Origin of the sequence: Mesorhizobium helmanticense (assembly GCF_003034915.1) — a bacterium.
In the GTDB taxonomy this organism is placed as follows: Bacteria; Pseudomonadota; Alphaproteobacteria; order Rhizobiales; family Rhizobiaceae; genus Mesorhizobium; species Mesorhizobium helmanticense.
In genome coordinates, this window is the sequence record NZ_PZJX01000011.1 from 1 (window position 1) to 25,086 (window position 25,086).

Below are 25,086 nucleotides of genomic sequence, written 5' to 3' on the forward strand. Positions count from 1 at the left end.
GACTGGCTGTGGGGCGGCACGACCGAGCAGATCCAGCAAACGATCGCGCACGGCATCCGTTTCGCATCCGACCCGGATACTTGGCAGTCGGAAATGCCCCCCTTCGGCGATATCATCACGCCCGAACAGATCGCACAGGTCGGCGCCTATGTCGCCAGCCTCTCGGGCAAGGTCCAGGATGCAAGTCTTATCGAGCCCGGCGCCAAGGTATTCGCGGAAAACTGCGTCGCCTGTCATGGCGATAATGCGAAAGGCAACAAAGAGCTCGGCGCGCCCAATCTGACCGATGCGATCTGGCTCTACGCACCCGGCGAGACAGCCATCGCCGTCCAAGTCCGCGCGCCGAAGCACGGTGTCATGCCGGCCTGGATCGGGCGTCTCGGCGAGACCAAGGTTAAGGAACTTGCGGTTTATGTCCATTCGCTTGGCGGCGGAGAATAGGAACGGAAGCCTATTCTCGGCCCTCCCCGCCAAGCGACGGGGCCCGGCACGAGTCGGGCCCCGACACCATTCCGGCATGCGGCGATTGACCTGCAACAAGGCGGCGCGGCCCACACGGCGAAGCGGGCTCACTGCAGACCGGACGTCTGTCGAAGCAGACAAGTCCGTCGCACAACGATGTCATAGGCCGCGCGCGAGTGGAGATGCACGTGCTGGATAAAACGCAGATGGAGCGGCTCGAGGCAAAAGCGGTCAACTCCGCCAAGACACGACAGCCGCTCTATGCTCCGCGCAAGAAAATCTTCCCTAAACGCGCCTCGGGCAGCTTTCGCCGCTTCAAATGGCTGGTGATGGCGATCACGCTGGGCATCTATTATCTGATGCCCTGGTCGCGCTGGGATCGAGGTCCGTTTGCTCCTGATCAGGCCGTGCTGATCGATCTTGCCAACCGCCGTTTCTACGTCTTCTTCATCGAGATATGGCCGCAGGAATTCTACTATGTCGCCGGTCTTCTGGTCATGGCCGGCGTTGGACTCTTCCTGATCACGTCCACCGTCGGCCGCGCCTGGTGCGGCTATACCTGCCCGCAGACGGTATGGGTCGATCTTTTCCTGGTTGTCGAGCGGGCGATCGAAGGCGATCGCAACGCTCGCATGAAGCTCGACGCCGGCCGCTGGACCGCGCGCAAACTGGTGCTGCGTGTGTCGAAACACGCCATCTGGCTGGTCATAGCGGCAGCTACCGGCGGCGCCTGGATCCTCTATTTCGCCGATGCGCCGACGCTGATCGGCGACGTATTCAACGGCACCGCCGCTTCGGTCGCCTACGTCACCATCGCGGTGCTGACGGCGACCACCTACACGTTCGGCGGGCTGATGCGCGAGCAAGTCTGCACCTACATGTGCCCGTGGCCGCGCATCCAGGCTGCCATGCTCGACGAGAATTCGCTCACTGTGACCTACAATGACTGGCGTGGCGAACCTCGTTCGCGGCACGCCAAGAAGGTCCAGGCTGCGGGGCAGCCGGTCGGTGACTGCGTCGACTGCAATGCCTGTGTCGCAGTCTGCCCGATGGGGATCGACATTCGCGACGGCCAGCAACTCGAATGCATCACTTGCGCGCTGTGCCTTGATGCCTGCGACGGCGTCATGAACAAGCTCGGCAAGGAGCGCGGGCTGATCTCCTATGCGACGCTGTCCGACTACAACGCCAACATGGCGGTGGCGACCGCAGGCGGCTCCGGTCCCGTGAACCCTTCACTCGTCAGAACGGCCGACAGCACATTCTCCGCCAGGTTGGCGCATTTCCATCTTCTCAAGATCTTCCGGCCGAGGACCTTCTTCTACATGGGCGCGTGGACGGCGGTCGGGCTTGCCTTGATCTATTCGCTGCTGACGCGCGATCGACTCGAGATCAACGTCCTGCACGACCGCAATCCGCAATTCGTGACCCTGTCCGACGGCTCGATCCGCAACGGTTACACCGTCAAGCTGCTTAACATGATCCCCGAGCCAAGGACTATCGTCGTCACCATGCAGGGCTTACAGGGAGCCGAAATGAGCGTCGTCGGCAGTGATCTGCCGGCAGCTCGCTTCTTCGCCATCGCGGTCGAACCCGACCGGCTGAACATGCTGAAGGTCTTCGTGCGCCAGCCAGCGGGTGAGGTTCGGCACGCTGCACAAACCTTCAAGTTCCGCGTCGAGGACAGAGCGAGCTTCGAATCGGACGAATACACCGCCGCCTTCAACGCCCCGGAGATGGCCAGATGAGCACCAATACGCAAAAGACGGGTGAGTTCACCGGCAGGCACATGCTGCTCACCATTCTCGGCTTTTTCGGCGTGATCATCGCGGTCAATCTCACGATGGCGACACTCGCCAGCACGAGCTGGACCGGCCTTGTCGTCGAGAACACCTATGTGGCCAGCCAGCAATTCAACCGAAAGGCCGAGGAAGGGCGCGCGCAGGCGGCACTCGGCTGGACCGGCAAACTGACGATCGCTCGGGGTGAGGTCCGCTACAGCCTCACCGATGCCGGCGGCAAGCCGGTTCCCCTGCATGGCGTCAAGGTGTTGTTTCGCCATCCGGCCTACGAGTCCCAGGACAAGTCGGTCACGCTCGCCCTCGCCGCGGGCCAGGAATTCGCCGCCCAGCACATGCCGAAGGACGGCGTCTGGATCGTCGAGGTGTACGCCGATGCCGGTCCCGCAAAGCCCTATCGCGACGTCCGCAGGATCATGATTTCGCAAGGAGCGCTGCAATGAGCTGTTGTGCGCCTGGCGCGGAACTGGCGCTGGAACTGGGCAGCGCCACATCGGTTCTGCCATCCAGCCAGGAGATCAGGCTGGCAAGCCGATCGCTCGGCGGTGGTCTTAACCAGACTGACCTTTCGGTCCCAACGGTTCACTGCGCAGCCTGCATACAGACGATCGAGACGGCGCTGGCAAAACTCGACAATGTCGAAGGCGCGCGTGTCAACCTGTCGACGAAGCGGGTCGCGATTCGGTGGCGTGGCAACGAGGTGCCCCCTTTTGTCGCCGCGCTTGGCAGGCTGGGCTACGAGGCGCATTTGTTCGCCCCCGAGGTCGATGAGAAGGACAAGACGCTTGCGGAGCTGATCCGCGCCGTCGCCGTTGCCGGCTTCGCGGCCGGTAACATCATGTTGCTGTCGGTCTCGGTCTGGTCCGGCGCCGAAGGTGCTACCCGCGACCTGTTCCATTGGGTCTCGGCGCTGATCGCCATCCCGGCGCTGGCCTTCGCCGGCGGCATCTTCTTCCGCTCGGCCTGGAATGCACTGCGCCACGGCCGCATGAATATGGACGTGCCGATCGCGGTCGGGGTGTCGCTTGCCTATGCCATGAGCCTCTTTGAAACGATCAACCATGGCGAACATGCCTATTTCGACGCCTCGGTTTCGTTGCTTTTCTTCCTGTTGATCGGCCGCACGCTGGATCACGTAATGCGGGAGCGTGCCCGCACCGCGGTGAAAAGCCTGTCACAGCTGGCCGCGCGTGGCGCCATGGTGCTGCGCCGCGACGGCGCACGAGACTATTTGCCGGTTGGCGAGATCGAACCCGGCATGCAACTGCTGATAGCAGCCGGAGAAAGAATCCCGGTTGACGGCAAGATCATCCAGGGGGCGTCGGATCTCGACTTCTCGCTGGTCTCTGGCGAGAGCACGCCGAAAAACGTGGCGTCGGGCGAAGTCGTTCAGGCTGGCGTGCTCAACCTTACTGGCCCGCTGACGATCGAGGCGACAGCCGCCGCGAACGATTCGTTCCTGGCGGAAATGGTTCGGTTGATGGAGGCCGCCGAGGGGGGGCGTGCGCATTATCGCCGCATCGCCGATCGCGTCTCCGCACTCTATGCGCCGGTGGTTCATCTCACCGCCTTCGTGACATTCCTGGGCTGGGTGGCGGCGACCGGCGACTGGCATCGCGCGATGACGATCGCCATTGCTGTTCTCATCATCACATGCCCGTGCGCGCTCGGTCTTGCGGTGCCGATCGTCCAGGTGGTCGCCGCGCGGCGCCTGTTCGAGAACGGCATTATGGTCAAGGACGGCTCGGCTATGGAGCGCCTGGCGACGATCGATACCGCGGTGTTCGACAAGACCGGAACGCTCACGCTCGGCCAGCCCCGGCTGGTCAATGCGGGCTCAATCGATCCAATCATGCTGGCAATCGCCGCAGACCTGGCCACGCATTCGCGTCATCCATTTTCGAAGGCCATAGCCGGCTTTGCCGCTACTGGCGGGCGACACAAATTCGATGCCGTCACCGAGCACCCGGGATTTGGAATCGAAGCCACGGATGCCGGAAGCACCTGGCGGCTGGGTCGACGCGGATGGGCCGGGTGGAAGGCTCGAACCGGTGGTGAAGGCAAACATGGCTACGGCGGAACGGTCCTGACGAAAAACGGGATGATTGTCGCTTCCTTCGCTTTCGAGGATGCGTTGCGGGCCGATGCCGGGAGCGTCATGGCGCAATTGAACGATGCAGGCGTCTCGGTCGAAATGCTGTCGGGCGATACCGCGGACGTCTGTGGCGATGTCGCAAGAATATTGGCCATCGACCGTTTTGTTCCGGCGCTGCTGCCGTCCGGTAAGGTTGAGCGGATCGAAGTGCTGACCAAGGCCGGCCACAAGGTCCTGATGGTGGGCGACGGGCTCAACGACACGCCAGCGCTGGGCGCGGCGCACGTCTCGATCGCTCCCGCGACCGCCGCCGATATTGGCCGCAACGCGGCCGATTTCGTGTTCCTGCGTGAAAGCCTTTCGGCCGTACCCCTTGCGCTGGACGTCTCGCGGAAGGCAGGGCGGCTGATCCGCCAGAACATAGCCATCGCGATCATCTACAACGCCGTTGCCGTGCCGATCGCCATCTTCGGCAACGTCACGCCGTTGATCGCGGCGGTCGCGATGTCCGCCTCATCGCTGCTGGTGATCGGAAACGGGCTGCGGCTGCAGGGCTTTAGGCTCGCCGAGCTGACGAGGGCTTCTTCGGCAACGCATTCCGGCATTCACCCATCAGCGCGGTGATCATGACGATACTCGTCTACCTCATGCCAGTCGCCCTACTTCTTGGCGCACTGGGGCTGACTGGCTTTCTGTGGGCGTTGAAGAGTGGCCAATATGAGGATCTTGACGGAGCCGCTGAGCGCATCCTCCGGGACGACAAGCCGGAACGCTGAGCCAGACCGCTGTTCCTGACGCTGTGCTGACGCCGGCCGTCAGCCGACTCGGAATAACGATTGAAGCTCCACAACCAGTTAAGCCGCTTGACGTAGATTTGTGAAAAGCCCCTGTCCCTCGAAGGACTGCGTCGCCGGTTCCGCCCCAACATAGACGCGGCCAATGTCATAACGTACGCAAAGCTGATGTTCATGTTCACGATAGGTGCGGACACGGGGTTGCAGTTACACTTGTTTGGGTTCAACTGCAGGTTTCGTGCACCCAATTTCGTCCAGATAATCGGCCCACCACTGCATCATACTGACGCGCTTTCCCAGTGCTCTGCCCTGGCGTAAGCGCGCCGAACGTCGTTCTTTTCAACGCGCCGAACGTCGTTCTTTTCAATATGGGTCAGCTGTCTCTCTTGCGTCTGGATGCCACTTGCCGCATTCATTCAACAGAGTTGATGCCGTTGCTCGGAAACCGTGAGCCGTTGCTTCTTTCTTGGTGTAACCCATGCGACGCAGGGCGGCGTTAAGTGTATTGTCGGAAATCGGACGAGAACCCGATCGCACACTTGGAAACAGCAGCGCCTCGCTGCCGGAAATGTCTCTGAGATCGGTCAAGATTTTGATGACCTGCCTCGAAAGTGCAACGCGGTGCGGCCGCCGCATTTTCATGCGTGCTTCCGGGATGGTCCACACCGAACCTTTGAAGTCGAACTCTTCCTATCCGGCGGCTCGCAACTCGCCGGGGCGGGGAAACAGTAGGCGCAGTTATGCCACGCTAAGTTTCCGGAAATAGCTTAGGAAACAGTTCGTCCAACGTGTCGACTGGGAAGCGTAGCGATACCGGTCCTTTAGGGGTATCGGACGCAAGCAGGCCAAGCTCGAGCACCTCGGTAAACACGCGGCGGGCCGTACGTTCCGGCAAGCCAGCGATACGTGAGGCCTCACCGCGATCGAACTCGCCGCGCAGAAGCGCCTCCTCGAGCAGCCGGAAAGCTTCGGGCTTCAGGTCGTAGCGTTGAACGAACCGCTGCAGGCGCCGGGCTAGTTGGTTCAAATCGAACAGGCTCGACATGAAACTGACCTGGTCGATACATACGCGTAGAAACCATAAGGTAAAATCCGCCAGCGCCCGCATAGAAAGATTACCGCGGCCGTCGCGATCGCCTTGGCGTGGCATGTCGGCGTGATCCATCATGCGTTTATAGTCGCCGCGGCTTTCCAGACCGCGCGCCAGGCCTCGGGAAATCGACCACAGCCCGTGCGCGGCGATTCCTGCCTCATGGGCCATGGCGTGACTCATCAAGCGGCTGACGCGTCCATTGCCGTCTGGGAAGGGGTGAATGTAATTGAACCGATGATGCGCGGCCGGAATCGCCAATATCCTAGCCGCTTTGCCGGTACGTTGGAAGCGGTACCGGCTAGCGAAATGCTCCATGAACGCTTCGACGCGATCGCTTGACGGCGGCTGGTGGCGGCCGATAGTGACATCATGTTCGGGCTGTGATCGCCACCGACCCGGAACCATCAAGAATTCTCTGTCTGCGCCGCGAATGCGCAACATCGCCTCATCGGCGTCACGGTAGAATTCCGCATGCAGCCAGCGCAAAAAATCAAGCGAAGCCGGTTCTGGGAGCTGACCCTCTGCGGCCAGGCGATCGATTTCCCCCTGCAGTCGAACATGGGCCGCGGCTTCCACCTGCAGGTTGCGTCGTTCCTGGTCTTTGTCGAATTCGCCGGCGAGGGCGCGTTCGATGTCGCGCGGGCGTGTGTTGTGGCCCTCGATCAGGTTGCTGTAATAGGTGTTCATGATGCGCACGAGATCCGCCACGTTCGCGGCCGTGCGCGGATGCAGCTTGGCGCCGAGAACCGCCGAGCTTGCTGACAGCTCAGCCAGCGCGTCGGAGATAGGCTCCGCAACGTCTTCCAGGCGCGCCGGCTCGATGCGCTGTACGGTCTCTTCCATGATTGGCCGATGTTAGATCGCGCTAAGTACGTATATGTCAACAGAAATTTTAGCTGAGCGCCCATAACTGGCCGATCATTTGGCCGATGTTAGGCGCTACCTCGGCTTCACCGAGACGGTTGATCGACGACGCCAATGCCGATGCCGATGATGGCCGATATTCGCTATGCTTAGCGCATTGATAGCATGTACAAATTTGCGATCGGTAGGTCGATTTGGCCGATCGCTTGGCCGAACTTCGTCGGTCGCGCTGACTAGAATATACGACCAGGAAAATACAGGCGACTCCAAATGATTTCTCCAGAGATTGCGGAAGCACGCGACGCTGCGACCCGGCTGCGCGAGGACTCGAACGAGGCAGCCCAATACCGCTGAGCTCTGCGAGAGCGTGTGGAAGCCCGATGCGGGCCGCCAGGTTCTCACGTTTGCGTTTTCTGCATGAGTTTTAAAAAAACAAGTATGGAATTACCACGGTTCCGGTCGTCGGTTACGTCAATGACGGAACCGACGACATAATGATTTCCCACGCCTGGCTGGAGTATGACGGTAAGAAGACCGATGTTAGCCTCGCCGTGACAGCACATCCAGATGTCTCACCCGCAGGACAACTCATTAATCTTCGATCGGGTGGTTAGGCGTGGACACAAGTATTCCTACCATCGCGAGATGACGACGGCTGGGCTGCTTCAGCTGCAGAAAATGCGCATGGTTGGCCAGCAAGCGCTCGTTGATCATAAGATGGAAGAGCACTCGATCATGACGGCCCGGAGCACGCAAACTGACTTGATCCGCCCCTACCTCGACGGCGAGCCGAACGGCTTGACCATGAGAAGATTGTTGCGTTGATCGAATCCTGATCGGTTACCGATAAGGCCAAACTTCCATCTGTGAATCTTTTTACAGGGCGCCGCCTGGTTGTGCGTTCTATAAGCGATTGAGGCATATGCCGCGACAGTCTTGCTGCGCCATGTCATGGCACAGCAAGAACTGTGAAAAAGTAGGATAGTTCTTAGCCCCGGCGCTTACTTCGTCACATCAGCTTGCCACCAAGGAGATGCGTGAATGTCGAGGGGAGATGCCAAGCAGCGCGGGCAGTGAAAAAGGTTCGCGGCAACCTCAACCCCGGTAGACGACTGGTCGCAATGCAAGCAAAACCAGATGTCGCTTACCTCATGACCTAGGGGGTGTTCGGCACGGCCGGAGCTGTCTGGCACGGTTGAGCGACGAGGCCAGTCTGAGGCGATTCGCGCGTGAACCAGCTTGCGCCAACCCGAAGCTATTTCGAGCGCGGCATTTCGGAAGTTTGTGTGGTCAATCGGGTTCGCTTTGAGCCTGCGATCTGTTACTCGAAAACGAGCAGGAGCTAAGGGGGCCTCGGGCAAGGTCACCTCCCAACCTCGTCCCCACATGCGAACATCGTCCGAATGCGTGCTCACCCGATAACTGTGCCCCTGCAGTTCGCCCTCGAACTTGTCAGGGCCAAGCACGCTCCAGGGATCAGTATCTATGGAAATCAGCGGATTTTCGGCAAGCACCAGCGCCCGAGCGATAGCCAGATCCGCCTCAGACGGACGCCATCCCTTCCTTTCTGCATTGGTCAGGGCGTTCCAATGCGGGTAGCCCAATGCCTGCGCAATCACTTCCAGCGCGCCTATGTGTTTTATTCGTCTGGCGCGGGCAATGTTTCGCGCAGCGGTCTTCAGTTCTTTCAGTTGATCGCTATTGCTCATGATCCATTCCTATCGTGGTAACGGATCCAACATGTGCCCACTGCTGACAGACCCGTCCCAGGAGGGAATGGTTGGTTTAATCTCAGCGACAGCGCACTGCGAGGCTTTGCATGGTGGGCACACTGGCCTGTGCGGGAGGCCATCACCAAATTGCCTTCAGCCACAAAAAACGTCAAGTCATTTACCGAGGCTTGGAACGGCCGAATGAGCCAGGTCTGCCTCGCGTCACATACTCGGCATAGCGTCAATCGTTCAAGGCCCCGAAAGCAGGCGGTCGGGGCAACGGCAGTCGAACTGTGACAGACGAGGGCGGCCACCGAATCTTAGACGAATGAGATGGTCGTTCGATCGGCGATCATGGAGACCTCAAGCGTCCCGACACCGCTCTTTTCCTGCCCCATGTTATGATCCCTTGAAACGAAGCGCGGCCGTGTAGCGGCCGCCCTTCGCACCCCTGCCTAAGATTCCCTCGCACTGTTCCTACGTCGGGCCTTGTGTTCTTGTTTTGTTCTGCTAGCCTTCCTTAACCCGCTCAGAATAATATTCTTGAATATTTTCGAAGGGGGATCGAGTTTTGCTTGTAGAGAATCTTTCTATCGGCCGAGTCGTTATGCATGAGGTATTCCAGAGGAAAGACGGGCCCAATGTAGTGCCGCCATCCTACGGCAAGGATCTCGAAATACTGGATGCCAAGGCTCTCAGTCATTTTGGGATGCGTATCACCGACGCGCTCTCCGCACAGTCCAAGAGCATAGAGATGCAGATAGTGAAGACCAATGACGCGAGCGTGGTCGGGACTGCTCGACGTCTCGTTCTCGCAACCGACACCGATTTCCCCAGCATCTCCAATCACATGGCCGATGCCCTCGCTGACGCACAGAAATCACGAGGGATTCCCGGTGGAATGCTTCTAGTCTTCGATGGGAAAGTCGGTGGCGACGGAAAGCCCTTCTTAGGGGTGATTAAAGCGGAGATGCAGTCCGGCTTTCAACGCCGACTGGCTGCGACAAAAGTTGTGACCGAATTCCTCGAGAACATCTTCCTGACGCCAGCCACGAGACTTTACAAGCTTGCTCTGTTCATCTCTGAAGATGCCGCTGTCACGGCGAGCACAAATTGGCGATGCTTCGTATTTGACAGCAATATCACCGCCGCCCGCCGAGAGAACGCGGCCGTATATTTCTACGACGGCTTTCTTGGCTGCGCCTTTCCTGAGAGCGGGAAATACGAAACCGCGAAGTTCTTCGACCTCACGAAGGAATTCGTTCGCACCTCGGTAAATGACCGAGATCTCCGAAGGGACCTGGGCGACGCGCTGTTCGCCTTCGTCAAGGTAGATCAGGCACCCACGTTCACCTCGCAACAGTTCGGCGACACGTATCTGCCACCCGAATTGCGCGACCCGTTTAACAAGTTCCTCGAAGCCAAGAAATTCCCGACCAATAGAGCCGTGGTTCGGGACATCAGCGAGATGGGTGGAAGGTTGCGGCGCCGGAAGTACAAGTTCGGTCCAGACATCGAGTTCTCTGCGTCCCCGGACGCGATACGGAACGGCACCGTGACAATCGAGGATGTGCCGGCAGGCGATGTTTCCGAAGGCGAGGCTGCAAGCTGGACCAGGATCACGGTCCGCAGACCAGTCACCGAACAGCTATGACGACCGAGTTCGAGATCCTGCGGCGCTGGGAGGCGGAGCAGCAATACTACGATGCCTGGGGCAGGTTCATCATCCACGCGGTCATCGACGGGCTCTCGACCCAAGTGAAGGCGCCGGACCTGTTCTTGCGCCTTCCGGTTAAGCATAGGCTGAAGGAGAGCAAGTCGCTTATCCAGAAGGCTCTCTATCGCGGCAAGGGCTATGCAAGCCCGTATGACGACATCGAGGACAAGGTGGGCATCCGCTTCGTCGTGCTCACCTCCGACGAAATACCCATCGTCGAGAAGGCGATCACCGAATTCGGCGACAGATACTGGTTCTGGGAAAAGGCCCGGGACTTCGCTGAAGAGCGAGCCCGCAAGCCTTGGGAGTTCGGGTACCAGTCGGTCCACTACGTGGTTCGGGCAAAAGCGGGGGTCGTCTTCGAGGGCGCCCCTATGCCGCTGGACATTCCGTGCGAGATCCAGGTCCGTACGCTGCTGCAGCATGCCTTCAGCGAAGTTACCCACGACACAATCTACAAACCGAGCGTCAAATCGACGCCTGAGATGATGCGGGCTGCGGCAAAGGCGATGGCGTTGATCGAAGCGACTGACGACTACTTCCGCCAAGTCGGCAACCTCATCGACGCATCGGTCAAGAGCGTCAAGGCTCTGATCGACGCCTTGTCCGTGTACTACCGAGACAAGATCGGCGTGGACGCGACTGTCACCACTCTCGACGGTGAGTTGATCGACGCGTACCTCCCACTGGCCGGCGAGAGCTCAATTGAAGACATCCTCCTTTGGCTGAACACCAAGGATTTCATCATGGAGCGCATCAAGGGCCGGCGAGAGGCCCAGACCCTGTTCGCCTTGCCCTCGATTTTGTTGCTCTACTTCGTGGTGGGCAATTTTCCGAGCATCGCCACCTCGCCAGGTTTACTGACCGATGAGGAACTCGGGCCGATATACTCCGACCTTGGCTTGGCCCTTCCGCAGTAGGCCACAAAGCAGTCCAAGGCGTCGACGCTCAAGTCAAGAGAGGTTGGCCTTGAGAAAAAATCGTCGCTCAGAAGGGAACCTGCGCTGGAGCAGCGGCTGATCAGTCGCCCATTTCCCGCTGAGAGACGCTCACCGAAGGAGTTGTGTCGACAGAAGTTCGCCAAGCGTGACGTTGACGGGCGGCCACTATCTTGGTTCTCGAATTTGACGGCGAGTAACCACAATGAGGTCGCCACCAGAACGGCAGCTTATCGCAAATCCTAGCCGAAGCCCGCCAGGCCGGTAACGGCCCTAAACCAGCCACGTTCGTCACGGGTTAATCGACCCTTCTTGTGGGACGACGAGACACCGCAGAGGGAATACTAGTCCTCCTCCTGGTCCTTAGGTTCGCCGGACCACAGGAGAGAATACGAAGGAAATGTGTGGCCAACTTATTGATTTCCTGTGGAAAACGATGACTCTCCGAGATGCAACATTGGTCGCCCAGTTTCGGTGTTTTCGACGGGGTTCAGTGTGATTTTCGAAGGTTGGAGGTTCGTCTCGTCGTTTGGCGAACCGTCGCTGTTGGCTTCCAAACTAGACCCTCGCGAGGATGTATGGACAGCAGGCTTGCCTCGTGTCCCTCGATTGAGATCACCCGCGAGTTTTTGCTCTCGAGTTCATCCAGATAATCGGCCCACCATTGCATCATTCTGACGCGCTCTTCCCAGTGCTCTGCCCGGGCGTAGGCGCGCCGAACGTCGTTGTTCTCAATGTGGGCCAGCTGCCGCTCTACGGCGTCCGGGTGCCACTTGCCGCATTCGTTTAGCAGAGTTGATGCCGTTGCTCGAAAACCGTGCGCGGTAGCTTCTTCCTTGCGGTAGCCCATACGGCGCAGGGCGGCGTTGAGCGTGTTGTCAGAAATCGGACGCGAACCCGATCGAACACTGGGAAACAGCAGTGCTCCACCACCAGAGATTTCTCGAAGTGAGGTCAGGACGCTGACGGCCTGTCTGGAAAGAGGTACGCGGTGCGGCCGTCGCATCTTCATGCGTCCTTCAGGGATGCTCCACACCGAGTTTTCGAAATCGAACTCGTCCCATCCGGCCGCGCGCAGCTCGCCGGGGCGGGGAAACAGCAGGGCCATCAGCTTCAGAGCGGCACGGGTTGTCGGCTGTCCGTCAAATGCATTAATCGCCCGCAGCAAGCCTCCCAAGGCCTTAGGATCGGTAACCGCGGCACGGGGCGTGACCGTCGGACCGACGAGTGCGCCCCTCAGGGCGATCGTCGGATCTACATCGGCGCGTGCGGTTGCGATTGCATATCGAAACACGCTGCCGATGGTGGAGCGCATTCGCCTTGCCGATTCGTATCGACCGCGAACCTCCACGCTGCGGAGAGCGGCAAGAATTGTGGCCGGATCGATCTCCCGAACGCTTTTGTCCCCAAACGTTGGATAGGCAAAGTCGAGCAGCCATTTGACCTTGGTGATGGTACGGTCGGCCCGTCCCTCCTTCTTCAGCTTGTCGACATAGTCCTCCGCGATTGAGCGAAAGGTGTCCTCCGCCGAAGCCTTTTGCGACTTACGCTCCTGTGCGGGGTCGATGCCACGTAGGAGGAGACGTTTGGCGGTATCGCGCGCCTCGCGTGCCTCAGCGAGGGAGATGAGGGGATAGCTGCCCAACGCCAGAAGCTTCTGCTTGCCGCCAAAACGATAGGCGAGGCGCCATAGGCGAGATCCGGTAGGCTGCACCCAAAGCTGGAGCCCGCCACCGTCAGACAATTTCACGAGCTTGGAAGCGGGTCGGGCATTACGGCATTTTACGTCGGAAAGAGCCATTTTCGGGACCTCCATTTGGCTGCATCGATACCATCAGGATCTCCAATACCAGCGAAAATACCAGCCCCCCGCCTCGTTGGACCAACTGCGCCGAAATTCCACGAAACCCGACCATCCGCCCTTTGCGCACCGAAATCAGTAAGGATTTCAGCTAGTTGCGGAGACAGAAGCGTAGAGGCTTCGGCGAAAGAGACTGTCGGGAGAAGAGGGGATGGTGCCCAGAGGCGGATTCGAACCACCGACACGCGGATTTTCAGTCCGCTGCTCTACCAACTGAGCTATCTGGGCCTGTTCCGGTTAACGAAAACTCGCGCTCCGGATTTCTTGAAGGCGCCGTCGGCGCCCCTTGAAAGCGCGTGGGTTATAGCACGGGAATCCGGCCTGTCCAGCGCCTAGACGTTGATTTCAGGCGGGAAAGATCAGCCGCCCACCAGACCATGATCCCGAAAAGTGGAATCCGATTTTCGGATGAGATCGTGGCCGAACACAGGCACTGCAAACCTCCCTAAACAGCCTCATTTCTCGCCGTCGGTGTCTTCCTCGTCGTCGCGAGCCGAAATGACATAAGCGCCCTTGAGCCAGCGGTTGAGGTCGATGTCCTTGCAGCGCTTCGAGCAGAACGGATAGGTTTCGCGCGCCGACGACTTGCCGCATTCCGGGCAGGGGCGCTTGGGGCGCAGCGGCGTCACCTTTTCGTCAGGGCTCATAGTCGCCTCGAATTCATGGTCGCCTCGAACTCACTGCCCCCAACCTCATGCCCACCTCCAACTCACGGCCGGGCCGACATCCAGTTGGCGTGCACCTTGAACCCTTCGCCGCTGAGCAGCGCCACCGTCTCGTAGAGCGGCAGGCCGACGACATTGGTGTAGGAGCCGACGAGCTTGACGACGAAAGAACCGGCCAGGCCCTGAACAGCATAGCCGCCCGCCTTGCCGCGCCATTCGCCCGAGGCGACATAGGCGTTGATCTCATCGCGCGGCAGCCGCTTGAAGCGCACCCTGGTCTCGACCAGCCGCTGGCGCACTTTGCCGGCCGGCGTGATCAGGCAGATGCCGGAATAGACCCGGTGCGAACGGCCCGACAACAGCCCGAGGCAGTTGGAGGCGTCGTCGAGCGTTTCGGCCTTGGGCAGGATGCGCCGGCCGACAGCGACCACCGTGTCGGCGGCCAGCACGAAACCGGGCGCATAGTCCGCTTCGGTGCTGAGCGAGGCCAGCGCCTTCTCGGCCTTTTCCTTCGACAGGCGCTTGGCCAGCGAACGTGGATGCTCGGCGCGCAGCGGTGTCTCGTCGACATCGGCCGGCAGCACACGGTCCGGCTCGATGCCGGCTTGCTGCAAGAGTTCGATCCGGCGCGGTGAACCCGAAGCAAGCACCAGCTTCTGCAAAATGCTCATCGTTAATCCGGCCGGGCTCTATCTCTTCGTTTGAGCATGGGATTTGTCCGAAAACCGCTGCGCACTTTTCGGTCCGATGCTCCGACGATCTTACTTGAAACGGTAGGTGATGCGGCCCTTGGTCAGGTCGTAGGGCGTCATCTCGACCAGGACCTTGTCGCCGGTCAGCACGCGGATGCGGTTCTTGCGCATGCGGCCGGCCGTGTGGGCGATGATTTCGTGTTCGTTTTCAAGCTTCACCCTGAACATCGCGTTGGGCAACAATTCCGTGACGATACCCGGAAACTCGAGGACTTCTTCCTTCGGCATTCGATACCTTTGCTTGGATGGCAGTTCCAGCGCCTAGAGCATGATGCCGAAAAGTGTGAAGCGGTTTTCGGACGACATCATGCTCTACTTCTTTAGAGGCGGATTCAAATTTCAGGTCGAACAGACCTGAAATCATCCGACTCTAGCCGGAATTTGGGCGGAACCTATATGATAATCGCCCGCTTGTGAACATGCTTAATCCGTGGCGTTTTTGACCTCGGTATTGAGAAAACGGCTGGATATCCGCGCCTTCAGGCGCTCGCGCACGTCGCGATAGGCGGCCATGACCTGCTCGCGCGTGCCGCCGGCATTTGTCGGGTCCGGCGTCGGCCAGTATTCGACGTCGACGGCGAGCGAGCGGGTGAGTTCGAGCGCGGCGTGATGCGCTTCCGGCGCCAGCGTGACGATCAGGTCGAAATAGTCGTCCTCGAGATCGTCCAGGGTCCTGGGGTGACGCTCGCCCAGCGACAGGCCGTCCTCGGCAAGCACGGCGTCGACGAACGGGTCGCGCTCGCCGGCGCGCACGCCGGCCGAGGCAACGAAGATCGTGGCCGGAAGCGCCCGGCGCGCCAGCAACTCGGCCATCGGCGAGCGTACGGCGTTCATGCCGCACACGAACAGGATCGAGCGGGGCGCGGGGCCGGCGGCCAGGGTCTAACCCCGCCAGTGCAGCACGCAGACCAGCGTGAACAGCCGGCGCGCCGTGTCGAAGTCGATGTCGATCTTGCCGGCAAGCCGGTCCATCAGCGTCTGCGAGCCTTCATTGTGCAGGCCGCGCCGGCCCATGTCGATCGCCTCGATATGGCTGGGCGTCGAGGAGCGGATGGCGTCGTAGTAGCTTTCGCAGATCAGGTAGTAGTCCTTGACGATGCGCCGGAACGGCGTCAGCGACAGGATGTGGGTGACCACCTTGGTGCCGTCCTCGCGCGTCACCGCGAAGACCAGGCGGGACTCGGCCAGCGACAGCTTCAGCCGGTAGGGCCCGGCGCCGTCGTCATTGACCGGCCGGAAGCTGTTCTCCTCGATCAGGTCGAAGATCGCCACCGCCCGCTCATGCTCGACATCGGGCGTCGAGCGGCCGATCGATTCGTCGAGTTCGACATCGATCAGCCTGGCACTGGTTCGATCGTAGTCCGACATCGCAGCCTACATGTTCAGCCGGATAGTGACGGAGCGGCCATGCGCATCGAGCCCTTCCGCCTTGGCCAGGGCGATGGCTGCGGGCGCCAGCAGCCGCAACTGCTCCGGCCCGAGCTTCAGGATCGAGGTGCGCTTGACGAAATCGAGCACCGAAAGCCCCGACGAGAAGCGCGCCGAGCGCGCCGTCGGCAGCACGTGGTTGGAGCCGCCGACATAGTCGCCGATGGCTTCCGGCGTGTGGCGGCCGAGAAAGACGGCGCCGGCGTTGCGCATGCGCAAAAGGAAGCCCTCGGCATCGTCAATTGCCAACTCGACATGTTCGGCCGCGATGCGGTCGACCAGCGGCAGCGCCGCCTCGATCGAAGGCACCAGGATCACCGCGCCGAAATCGCGCCAACTCGCTGCCGCCGTCTCGCCGCGCGACAGGCTCTGCAACTGGCGCTTGACGGCCTGTTCGACTGCTACGCCGAAGGCTGGATCGTCGGTGATCAGGATCGACTGCGCCGACACGTCATGCTCGGCCTGGGCGAGCAGGTCGGCGGCGATCCAGTCCGGATTGTTGCTGCCGTCGGCCACGACCAGCACTTCCGAAGGTCCGGCGATCATGTCGATGCCAACGGTGCCGAACACCTGGCGCTTGGCCGCCGCGACATAGGCGTTGCCGGGGCCGACGATCTTAGCGACGGGCTTGATCGTCTCGGTGCCATAGGCAAGTGCCGCGATCGCCTGTGCGCCGCCGACCCGGTAGATCTCGGAAACCCCGGCCAGATCGGCCGCGACCAACACCAGTGGTGGCACGGCGCCGCCGGAGGCGGGCACGGCAATGGCGATGCGCTCGACGCCGGCGACCCTGGCCGGAACGGCATTCATCAGCACAGAGCTTGGATAACTCGCCGTGCCGCCCGGCACGTAGAGCCCGACCGCCTCGATCGCCGTCCAGCGCGCGCCGAGCTCGACGCCGGCGGCGTCGGTATAGCGGTCATCCTTCGGCCTCTGCCGTTCGTGATAGGCACGGATGCGGTCGCGGGCGAATTCGAGCGCCCTGATCGTATCCGGATCGGCGCCGTCATAGGCGCGGGCGATCTCGTCTTTGGAGACCGCGATGCCGAGGCTTTTCAGGTCGGCCTGGTCGAATGTCCTGGTGTAGTCGATCAACGCCGCGTCGCCCTCGGTCCGCACCCTGGCGATGATCTGGCGCACCACGGCCTCGACATCGGCGGAAACCTCCCGCTTGGTCAACAGGAAGGCGGCGAAACGCGGCTCGAAATCGGCGTCGGACTGGCGAAGCGTAATGGCCATCTTGTGCTTCTCAGGCTCTGTGGATGGGACGCGACGTCGCTTCCCAGGCGCCGCCAATGTCGGCGAGCCGCGCCTCGATGCACTCGACATCGAGCATGATCGCGCCACCGCCAGAAAAGATCAGCTCGACAATGCCGGCGGGCTTGCTGATCTCGATGAAGCTGATCGCCAGCAGCGACAGCACCTCGCCTGGCTTGTCGCGGGCGATGCCGCTGGTCTTGGCGCCGAGCACCCTGTCGAAATGCAGCACGGCCTGCCGCCGCTCATTGTGCTGGCGAAACAGGCCGGATTTCGCCTCCCAGACGAAGCGGTTCATGGTCAGCACGAAACGCTTGGCCACCGGCAGGTATTCCAGGTCGCCGATCTTCATCACGGCGTCCTGGACATGAGCCGAGACAATGCTCAGATCCTGATCGTCGAGTGCGACAAGCTTGAGAGCCATGCGGATTTCACACCTGAAGGTTGATTATTCAGCCTTCTGTTAGGCGGTCTTTCCAGTCCGTGCAACCGCACCACGGATCCTGCCCAAGCCAATCGCTTCAGCGCCGAGATCGATACTGGCCTCAGGCCCTGGAATCCCGCCGATTGCCTATCCCGAAATCCGCTCGATCACCGCGCCGCAGCCGGACAGCTTCTCTTCCAGCCGCTCGAAGCCACGGTCGAGGTGGTAGACACGGTTGACCGTGGTCTCGCCTTCGGCCGCCAGACCCGCAATGACCAGCGAGACGGAGGCGCGAAGATCGGTCGCCATGACGGGCGCGCCCTTCAGCTTGGAAACGCCGTCGACGATTGCCGTCTGGCCGGACAGCGTGATGTGGGCGCCGAGCCGGGCGAGCTCCTGGACGTGCATGAAGCGATTTTCGAAGATCGTCTCGGTGATGCGCGACCTGCCCTTGGCCATGGTCATCAGGCCCATGAACTGCGCCTGCAGATCGGTCGGGAAGGCCGGGAAGGGCGCGGTCGTCACGTCGACAGGCGAAATGCCGGCGCCGTTGCGCCTCACACGGATGCCGGAATTAGTCTGCGTGATCTCGGCACCGGTCTGCGAAATCACATCGAGCGCGGTCTGCAACAGTTCGGGCCGCGTGCCTTCGAGCACGACGTCGCCGCCGGTCATCGCCACCGCCATCGCATAGGTGCCGGTCTCGATGCGGTCGGGAATGACGCGGACGCGGGCGCCCGACAGCGCCTCGACGCCGTCGATGGTGATGGTTGGCGTGCCGGCGCCGGAAATCCTGGCGCCCATGGCGTTGAGGCATTCGGCGAGGTTGACGATCTCGGGCTCGCAAGCGGCGTTTTCCAGCACCGTCTCGCCCTTGGCGAGCGACGCCGCCATCATCAGCACATGGGTGGCGCCGACCGAGACTTTCGGAAACACATAGCGGTTGCCGACCAGACGGCCGTGTTTGGTCTTGGCGATGACATAGCCGGTGTCGACGTCGATATCGGCGCCCAGCACCTGCAGGCCTTCCAGGAACAGGTCGACCGGGCGCGTGCCGATGGCGCAGCCGCCGGGCAGCGAAACCTTGGCTTCGCCCATGCGGGCAAGCAGCGGGCCGATCACCCAGAAGGACGCGCGCATCTTCGAAACCAGCTCGTAAGGGGCTGTCGTGTCGACGATGTTGCGGGCCGAGAAATTGATGGTGCGCGAATAGCCTTCCTGCTGCTTCTCGCGGCGGCCATTGACTGAATAATCGACACCATGGTTGCCGAGGATGCGGATCAACTGCTCGACATCGGCCAGATGCGGCACGTTTTCGAGCGTCAGCGTGTCGTCGGTGAGCAGCGAGGCGATCATCAGCGGCAGCGCTGCGTTTTTCGCGCCCGAGATCGGGATGCTTCCGGCAAGCTTGTTGCCGCCGACGATTCTGATGCGATCCATGGAAGAGATATCCCCTCGGCCAAAAGCCGGTTTTCAATCGGTTAAGTCTGTCCTGTCTAGACCATTTGGCCCGTCTAGACCCCGGAGCCCGTCTAGACCATTGGCCGGCTCGGTTCAAGAAGTAGGATTTCCTGGCAACCGGGCCAAGTCTGTTGATATTAAGTCAATCCTTTTGCATTTCCCTTAACGGGTCGAGCCCGTCCGGCCGCTGATCGGCTCCGCCAGTGCGTCGCGAACGCGTCTGCGCCTTGCGCTTCTGCAGATTGGCGCGCAATTGCTCGGCCAGTCGGTCCTTGCGGTCCGTGCCGCCCTTTTTGGACGAACCGTCGTTTTTTGGTGGACCGCCCTTGTCAGGTGGATTTGTCGTCTCGTTCATGGTTCCGTCCCGGCTGGCGATTAGCCAACGCCATCAGGCATAGCCAACATTGTGGCGCCGCCATGTCCTGGAAAGCCTTCCGGAGCCGGCTTCCACACATCATCGCGCTTGGCCTTGCGCTTGCCTGTTCGATATGGCAGAAGCCCCGCCATCGGCGGCTGCGGTAGCTCAGTGGTAGAGCACTCCCTTGGTAAGGGAGAGGTCGAGAGTTCAATCCTCTCTCGCAGCACCATCTTATCCCCTTGAAAGTATTGAAGTCGTTGACTTGCAACGGTTTTTGTCCATTCTGACGTTACAACTGCCGTAACAAATCGGATGGAATTGGTGACTGGTCGCGTTCGAAATCTCCTGAATCGGAACGGCCAGCTTTCGCACAAGATCGCTGAGCATCTTGTTTGTTTACCTTTGGCTGGCAAGCCTCGAAAGGCTATCCAGCAACATTGTTCTGTCCTTGCCGATCATCAGCACGCCGCTGTCGGGAGCTAGCAGTGCCGAGAACGGCAACATGGCCGCGCCGATCGGCGAGGCCTCGGGGCCGAATTGTCCCGATACGATTTCCGGCGCGACAATGCCGATGGCGCTGGTCCGGTTGAACTGGGTCTGCACCCTTGCCAGCAGTTCGTGATGGATAGGCCGCGGCAGGATGCTGTCGAGAACGATCGCCTCGATGTCGATGACGGAGGTGATGGCGATGATCGCCTCGACCAGAGCGCTGGCGCAATCGTCGATCCATTCGAACAAAGGCACGCGCGCCCCCGGCGGCAGGGGATCCAGTTCCCGCACCCGATTGATCTCGATGCCGCGCGACTTGAGATGATTGACCAGCACATAGATCGATGCGCGATGTAGCAGGCTCTGGTAGCGGGCCGGCTTGGCTGCCACCGAATCGAGGCTTGAAGGCGAGACCGGCAACGGGCCGAGCGCAGCGCTGTTGCCGTGCGGACCGGTATGGACCTTGCCGCCTTGCACCAGCCCACCGCCGACGAACGTGTCAATCGAGATATGCATGAAGTCGCGGAACCGAGCGCCGGCCCCCTGGATGAGTTCGGCCAGCGCTGCCGATGACGCGTCGTTCTCGACGAACACCTGAGTTTTCGGCCTTGTGGCGAAGAAGGTTGAAAGGTCGATTGCTTCCCAGCGGTTGCCGAGGTCGTCGGGAAAGCCGAGCTCTTCGCTCCAGCCTCCCAGGAAATAGGGCGAAGCGATGCCTAAGCCGACAAGGCTGGCCCCGCCAAGCCCTGCGACCACCTTGTCGAAATTGGCAAGCGCCATATTTCCGGCCCTGAGCACCAGATCGGGATCCGGAAACCGGTATTCGTGCGACTCGCGGGCCCGGACCTCGCCGGCGAAGTCTACTAACACGGCTTCCAGCGCACGTCGGCCGATCTTGATGCCGACGCTGTAGATCCGCTCCGGCGTGAGCCTGTAAAGTGTGGAAGGAGATCCGCGCTGCCCGAACCTTTTTCCCACTTGCTTTACGAAACCAGAGGATTCCAGCCCGTCGACAATGGTTGCGACAGCGGCCGGCGTCAGATTTGCGGCGCGCGCAAGGTCAGACTTGGAAGCCTCCTTCAGTCGGCGTATTGCATCGAGCACGAAACGCTCATTGTAATGCCGAACCTTGACAGAATTACTGCCTTTTCCAGACAAACTGGCGTCTCCGATCAGTTTTTCACCGAGCCAGCCTAGCCGCCTACAACTTTGAAGCTGCTGCGATCGAGGCATTCCGACCGCGCTTATGCGCGACACGACAGTGCCTGCAGGGCTAATGGAAGTCAATTTTCCTGTTGCGGTCAAGCTTCATTTAATATAGCAAATTGAAAAAACAACAGTGATTAGGCAATGACTAGGGAGGAGAGGTGCTGCACTCTGGCGCACATGGAGTAGCCGCTGCCGCGGCGACGAGAAACGTGGCCGTCCCGGTTGCCCTGGTTCAGGCGACAAAGGCCTTCGGAGGCACGATCGCCCTCAAGGACGCCTCCTTCGAATTGCGCTCCGGAGAGGTTCTGGCGCTGCTTGGCGAAAACGGCGCCGGCAAGAGCACCTGCGTCAAGCTGTTGGCCGGCGTGCATTCTCCCACCAGCGGCCATGTCGAAGTCGACGGCAAGCCTGTGGTCTTCCATTCGCCGCACGATGCCCAGGCTGCCAGCATCGCGGTCATGCATCAGCATCCCGGCCTGTTTCCGGATCTTTCGGTGGCGGAAAACATCTATCTCGGGCACATGCCGCGTGACCGCTTCGGTGGCATCGACAATTCCGCAATGCTTGCCGGCGCCCGCAAGGTGTTGGCAATGGTCGGCCTCAACGTACGGGCCGCAACGCGGTTAGGCGCGCTGCGCACCTCCGAGCAGCAATTGGTGGAAATCGCTCGCGCCCTGTCGCTCGACGCGCGTGTGCTCATCATGGACGAGCCCACGGCGGCGTTGTCGCAGCGCGAGGTCGAACGGCTGTTCACCGTCGTCGCCGATCTCAGGCAGCACGGCGTGGCGATGATGTTCGTCGGTCACCGCATGGACGAGATCTTCCGTATTGCCGACCGCATCGCGGTGCTGCGCGACGGGCGTCTCATCGGCGTCAAGCCCAAGGCCGATCTGGGCCGCGCGGCCGCCAATGATGGTCGGGCGCGAGGTGAGCGACCTTTATCCGGAACGTGACCACGCCACCGGCGCGCTGGTGCTGGAGGCGAGGGGGCTTTCGCGCGCCGGCGGCTTCGCCGACATCGACCTCAAGCTGCATGCTGGAGAGGTGCTCGGGCTGGGCGGCCTGGTTGGCAGCGGGCGGACCGAGATAGCGCGCGTGCTGTTCGGCATCGACCAGCCGGACGCCGGCGAAATTCTGATCGACGGCGAGGCTGTGCGCTTCGCATCGGCACGCGATGCCATGGGTGCGCGCATCGCCTATGTCTCCGAAGACCGCATGGGCCAGAGCTTGGTGATGGATTTCTCCATCCTAGACAATGCCGTGCTGCCAATACTCGACATGGCGGCGCCCTCCGGCCTCTACAGCACGGACCGCGCCATCGACCTGGTTGCGGACTGGCTGAAGCGCATGAAGCTGCGCTTCTCTGGTTACGGGCAGCCGGTCAAGGAATTGTCCGGCGGCAACCAGCAGAAGGTGGTGCTGGCCAAATGGCTGCGCACCGAACCGCGTGTCCTCATCCTCGACGAGCCGACGCAAGGCATAGATGTCGGCACCAAGGCGGAAGTGCACGCGATGATCGCCGATCTTGCCGCGCAGGGCATGGCGATCCTCTTGATCTCCTCTGAAATGCCTGAGTTGATCGGCATGTGCGACCGCATCGTTGTCCTTCGCGAAGGCCGCCAGACGGCCGAATTCGCGCGCGGCGAAGCTACCCAGGAAAAAGTGCTGGAGGCGGCGACGAAGACGGACGAACGCGTCGACCCGGCAGCGCAGGCTGCGCGTGTCTCTCTCTCGGACGAGAAAAAAGGACCGTTCGATTTCCTGAAGCGGCGAGAGTTCGGGCTGCTCGCCGCGATATTGGCGGTCGCCATTCCCGTCACCATTATGAACCCGCGCATGGTGAGCGCGGCAAACCTGACCGCCGTGTCGATGGATGCTGCCTTGCTGGTTGTTGCGGCACTCGCGCAGATGCTGGTGCTGATCACCCGCAACATCGACCTTTCGATCGCTGCGGTGATAGGTCTTTCAGCCTATATGGCGGCCAGCATGGTTCAGGCCTATCCTGGACTCGACATCGGCATCGGCCTTGCGACCGCATGCGCGGTCGGCGTTGTCGCTGGCCTGATCAACGGCCTTGTCGTCACCAGGGGAAAGATCCCGGCCATCGTCGTCACCCTGGCGTCGATGTCGATCTTTCGCGGCTTCAATTCGATCTGGGCGGCGGGCGACCAGATCAGCGCCGACGAGGTCACGCAGGCCTGGCTCGACATGACCGGTCTGAAAATCGCCGGCGTGCCGCTGATCGTCGTCATCGCCATTGTCATCCTGTGCGCCGGCTACGTGTTGCTTTATCGCACGGCCATTGGGCGCGAGCTGTTTGCCACCGGCTCCAACCCTGACGGTGCGCGCCTCATCGGCATCCCCGTCGATCGGCGCATCCTTCTGGCCTTTGGCATGGCCGGCCTGCTCGGCGGTCTGTGCGGGGCGCTCTGGGCATCCCGCTACGCCACCATCGATGCTCGTGTCGCGCTCGGCTTCGAACTCACCGTGATCGCTTCGGCGGTGGTTGGCGGCGTCGCCATCCGCGGTGGTTCGGGCACGCTGCTCGGCATCATCCTTGGCGCGCTCACTTTGCTGGTCATCAAGAACGGGCTGACGCTGGTGCGCGTCGACCCGCTGTGGCTGCAAGGAGTCTACGGCCTGGTGATCCTGGTCGCCATCGGCATCGACACCTTCATCGTGCGGCGCGCGGAGCAGGCAAGACAGGCGGGGGCGAGATGAGGAAGTTCCTTCGTTCGATCGACTTCTGGGATCTGCTGCTGGCGATCTCCTGTCTGGCCATATTCCTCTATGCGGCGGTCTTCGTGCCGAATTTCGTCTCCGGCTTCAATCTTTCGCAACTGGCCGCGAGCGCCTCGGAAAAGGCGTTGCTGATTCTGCCGATGACGCTGCTCATCATCACCCGCGAGATCGACCTGTCGATCGCCTCGATGTTGGCGCTGACATCCGTGGTCTTTGGCCTGTTCGTCCAGGCCGGTGTGCCGACGCTGGCGGCGATCCCGCTGACGCTCGTCGCCGGCGGGCTGCTCGGCGCCTTCAATGGCTATCTGGTCTCGGGCCTGGGGCTGCAGTCGCTGGTGGTGACGCTCGGCACCATGGCTCTCTATCGAGGTGTAGGCTACATTCTGCTCGGCACCGGTTCAGTCAACATCCTGCCGCCTGCGGTCGTCGATTTCGGCATCAACAACCTGCCGGGCACGCAGATACCGTGGACCATCGTGCCCTTCCTTGTGTTGGCGCCGGTGTTTGCCGTCATCCTGCAGAAGACGCCGACCGGCAAGCGCATCTACGCGCTCGGTGGCAGCCCCGAAGTGGCACGCTATTCCGGCATAGACACGCGCCGCATGGTGCTGAACCTGTTCGTCGTCTCCGGCGTCGTCGCGGCAATCGCCGGCATCGTCTATACCGCGCGCCTTTCCAACGCCCGCGCCAACAATGCGCTCGGCATGGAGCTCGATGTCATCACCATAGTGCTTCTCGGCGGCGTCAGCGTCTTTGGTGGCAAGGGTCGCTTGACCGGCGTCATGCTGGCGCTGGTCCTGATTGCCGTCATCCGCAATGTGCTGGCACTGAATCAGATCGGCGGCGACGCACAGGGCATGATCATCGGCCTGCTTCTGATCGGTTCGCTGCTGGTCGGCAATTACTGGCGCTCCGCACAGGAGCGGCTTTCGAGATCGCGCGCCTTGCGCGAAACCAAGGGGTGAT

At 61.1% G+C, this 25,086-nt stretch carries 24 protein-coding genes, 2 tRNA genes and 1 pseudogene; 12 read left to right on the forward strand and 15 right to left on the reverse strand.

What is annotated here, in order from left to right:
• The 5 genes from C9427_RS06050 to ccoS all read left to right on the forward strand — a co-directional run.
• Positions 1-441 (forward strand): c-type cytochrome (locus C9427_RS06050; RefSeq protein ID WP_146172509.1); only part of this gene is annotated, 441 nt, incomplete at its 5' end.
• 203 nt (positions 442-644) lie between these two features.
• A complete protein-coding gene (ccoG, locus tag C9427_RS06055) occupies positions 645-2,210 on the forward strand; it encodes a cytochrome c oxidase accessory protein CcoG (RefSeq protein ID WP_107648238.1) in 1,566 nt (521 codons plus the stop codon).
• Positions 2,207-2,704 (forward strand): FixH family protein, encoded by a 498-nt coding sequence (locus tag C9427_RS06060; RefSeq protein WP_107648239.1) that lies wholly within the window; start codon positions 2,207-2,209, stop codon positions 2,702-2,704. The genes ccoG and C9427_RS06060 overlap by 4 nt, the downstream gene beginning before the upstream one ends.
• Positions 2,701-4,980, forward strand: a complete 2,280-nt coding sequence (locus C9427_RS06065) for a cation-translocating P-type ATPase (protein WP_107648240.1) — start codon at positions 2,701-2,703, stop codon at positions 4,978-4,980. Before C9427_RS06060 ends, C9427_RS06065 begins: the two co-directional genes overlap by 4 nt.
• 2 nt (positions 4,981-4,982) lie before the next feature.
• Positions 4,983-5,132, forward strand: coding sequence for a cbb3-type cytochrome oxidase assembly protein CcoS (gene ccoS, locus C9427_RS06070; protein WP_107648241.1), 150 nt, complete (start codon positions 4,983-4,985; stop codon positions 5,130-5,132).
• 225 nt (positions 5,133-5,357) lie between these two features.
• Here ccoS and C9427_RS06075 read toward each other — a convergent pair.
• Positions 5,358-5,888 (reverse strand): annotated as a pseudogene (locus C9427_RS06075) (tyrosine-type recombinase/integrase); the annotation flags it as partial.
• Positions 5,889-5,898: 10 nt separating this feature from the next.
• A complete protein-coding gene (locus tag C9427_RS34700; protein ID WP_107648242.1) occupies positions 5,899-7,086 on the reverse strand; it encodes a Fic family protein in 1,188 nt (395 codons plus the stop codon).
• A gap of 588 nt (positions 7,087-7,674) precedes the next feature.
• On the opposite strand from C9427_RS34700, the gene C9427_RS06085 reads away from it, so the two are divergent.
• A complete protein-coding gene (locus tag C9427_RS06085; protein WP_107648243.1) occupies positions 7,675-7,932 on the forward strand; it encodes a hypothetical protein in 258 nt (85 codons plus the stop codon).
• A gap of 176 nt (positions 7,933-8,108) precedes the next feature.
• On the opposite strand, the gene C9427_RS06090 is transcribed toward C9427_RS06085, so the two are convergent.
• A complete protein-coding gene (locus C9427_RS06090) occupies positions 8,109-8,816 on the reverse strand; it encodes a hypothetical protein (RefSeq protein ID WP_107648244.1) in 708 nt (235 codons plus the stop codon).
• 610 nt (positions 8,817-9,426) lie between these two features.
• On the opposite strand from C9427_RS06090, the gene C9427_RS06095 reads away from it, so the two are divergent.
• Positions 9,427-10,473, forward strand: a complete 1,047-nt coding sequence (locus tag C9427_RS06095; protein ID WP_107648245.1) for a nucleoid-associated protein — start codon at positions 9,427-9,429, stop codon at positions 10,471-10,473.
• Positions 10,470-11,456 carry a GTP pyrophosphokinase gene (locus C9427_RS06100; RefSeq protein WP_107648246.1) on the forward strand — a complete coding sequence of 329 codons (987 nt, stop codon included), beginning with the start codon at positions 10,470-10,472 and terminating at the stop codon, positions 11,454-11,456. The genes C9427_RS06095 and C9427_RS06100 overlap by 4 nt, the downstream gene beginning before the upstream one ends.
• A 508-nt stretch (positions 11,457-11,964) precedes the next feature.
• Here C9427_RS06100 and C9427_RS06105 read toward each other — a convergent pair.
• From C9427_RS06105 to C9427_RS06155, 11 genes are all read right to left on the reverse strand, one after another.
• The gene (locus C9427_RS06105; RefSeq protein WP_107648276.1) at positions 11,965-13,275 is read right to left on the reverse strand and encodes a tyrosine-type recombinase/integrase; all 1,311 of its coding nucleotides are present in this window, start codon (positions 13,273-13,275) and stop codon (positions 11,965-11,967) included.
• Between the two features lie 212 nt (positions 13,276-13,487).
• Positions 13,488-13,563, reverse strand: a tRNA-Phe gene (locus C9427_RS06110).
• 227 nt (positions 13,564-13,790) lie between these two features.
• Positions 13,791-13,982 carry a DNA gyrase inhibitor YacG gene (yacG, locus tag C9427_RS06115; RefSeq protein WP_107648247.1) on the reverse strand — a complete coding sequence of 64 codons (192 nt, stop codon included), beginning with the start codon at positions 13,980-13,982 and terminating at the stop codon, positions 13,791-13,793.
• Between the two features lie 62 nt (positions 13,983-14,044).
• Positions 14,045-14,671 (reverse strand): Maf-like protein, encoded by a 627-nt coding sequence (locus C9427_RS06120; protein ID WP_107648248.1) that lies wholly within the window; start codon positions 14,669-14,671, stop codon positions 14,045-14,047.
• Between the two features lie 90 nt (positions 14,672-14,761).
• Positions 14,762-14,980, reverse strand: a complete 219-nt coding sequence (gene infA, locus C9427_RS06125) for a translation initiation factor IF-1 (RefSeq protein ID WP_006329283.1) — start codon at positions 14,978-14,980, stop codon at positions 14,762-14,764.
• A 195-nt stretch (positions 14,981-15,175) separates the two neighbouring features.
• Positions 15,176-15,586, reverse strand: a complete 411-nt coding sequence (locus C9427_RS06130) for an arsenate-mycothiol transferase ArsC (protein WP_208636349.1) — start codon at positions 15,584-15,586, stop codon at positions 15,176-15,178.
• A gap of 48 nt (positions 15,587-15,634) precedes the next feature.
• Entirely contained in the window at positions 15,635-16,120 is a 486-nt protein-coding gene (locus tag C9427_RS06135; RefSeq protein ID WP_107648250.1) for a UPF0262 family protein, read from the reverse strand.
• Positions 16,121-16,126: 6 nt separating this feature from the next.
• On the reverse strand, positions 16,127-17,419 hold the full coding sequence (gene hisD / locus C9427_RS06140; protein ID WP_107648251.1) for a histidinol dehydrogenase: 1,293 nt from the start codon (positions 17,417-17,419) through the stop codon (positions 16,127-16,129).
• 10 nt (positions 17,420-17,429) lie between these two features.
• Positions 17,430-17,861, reverse strand: coding sequence for a DUF2948 family protein (locus C9427_RS06145; protein WP_107648252.1), 432 nt, complete (start codon positions 17,859-17,861; stop codon positions 17,430-17,432).
• Positions 17,862-18,008: 147 nt separating this feature from the next.
• On the reverse strand, positions 18,009-19,301 hold the full coding sequence (gene murA / locus C9427_RS06150) for a UDP-N-acetylglucosamine 1-carboxyvinyltransferase (RefSeq protein WP_107648253.1): 1,293 nt from the start codon (positions 19,299-19,301) through the stop codon (positions 18,009-18,011).
• A gap of 163 nt (positions 19,302-19,464) precedes the next feature.
• On the reverse strand, positions 19,465-19,677 hold the full coding sequence (locus tag C9427_RS06155; RefSeq protein ID WP_097572475.1) for a hypothetical protein: 213 nt from the start codon (positions 19,675-19,677) through the stop codon (positions 19,465-19,467).
• Positions 19,678-19,834: 157 nt separating this feature from the next.
• On the opposite strand from C9427_RS06155, the gene C9427_RS06160 reads away from it, so the two are divergent.
• Positions 19,835-19,909: transfer RNA gene (locus C9427_RS06160), tRNA-Thr, on the forward strand.
• 167 nt (positions 19,910-20,076) lie between these two features.
• On the opposite strand, the gene C9427_RS06165 is transcribed toward C9427_RS06160, so the two are convergent.
• Positions 20,077-21,273 carry an ROK family transcriptional regulator gene (locus tag C9427_RS06165; RefSeq protein ID WP_245436994.1) on the reverse strand — a complete coding sequence of 399 codons (1,197 nt, stop codon included), beginning with the start codon at positions 21,271-21,273 and terminating at the stop codon, positions 20,077-20,079.
• A gap of 314 nt (positions 21,274-21,587) precedes the next feature.
• Between C9427_RS06165 and C9427_RS34705 the strand changes: the two genes are divergently transcribed.
• The 3 genes from C9427_RS34705 to C9427_RS06175 are packed head-to-tail and all read left to right on the forward strand — an operon-like array spanning position 21,588 to position 25,085.
• Positions 21,588-22,331 carry an ATP-binding cassette domain-containing protein gene (locus C9427_RS34705; RefSeq protein ID WP_245436995.1) on the forward strand — a complete coding sequence of 248 codons (744 nt, stop codon included), beginning with the start codon at positions 21,588-21,590 and terminating at the stop codon, positions 22,329-22,331.
• Positions 22,288-24,099, forward strand: a complete 1,812-nt coding sequence (locus C9427_RS06170; RefSeq protein WP_245436996.1) for an ABC transporter permease subunit — start codon at positions 22,288-22,290, stop codon at positions 24,097-24,099. Before C9427_RS34705 ends, C9427_RS06170 begins: the two co-directional genes overlap by 44 nt.
• The gene (locus C9427_RS06175) at positions 24,096-25,085 is read left to right on the forward strand and encodes an ABC transporter permease (RefSeq protein ID WP_107648255.1); all 990 of its coding nucleotides are present in this window, start codon (positions 24,096-24,098) and stop codon (positions 25,083-25,085) included. Before C9427_RS06170 ends, C9427_RS06175 begins: the two co-directional genes overlap by 4 nt.
• Position 25,086 lies beyond the last annotated feature (1 nt).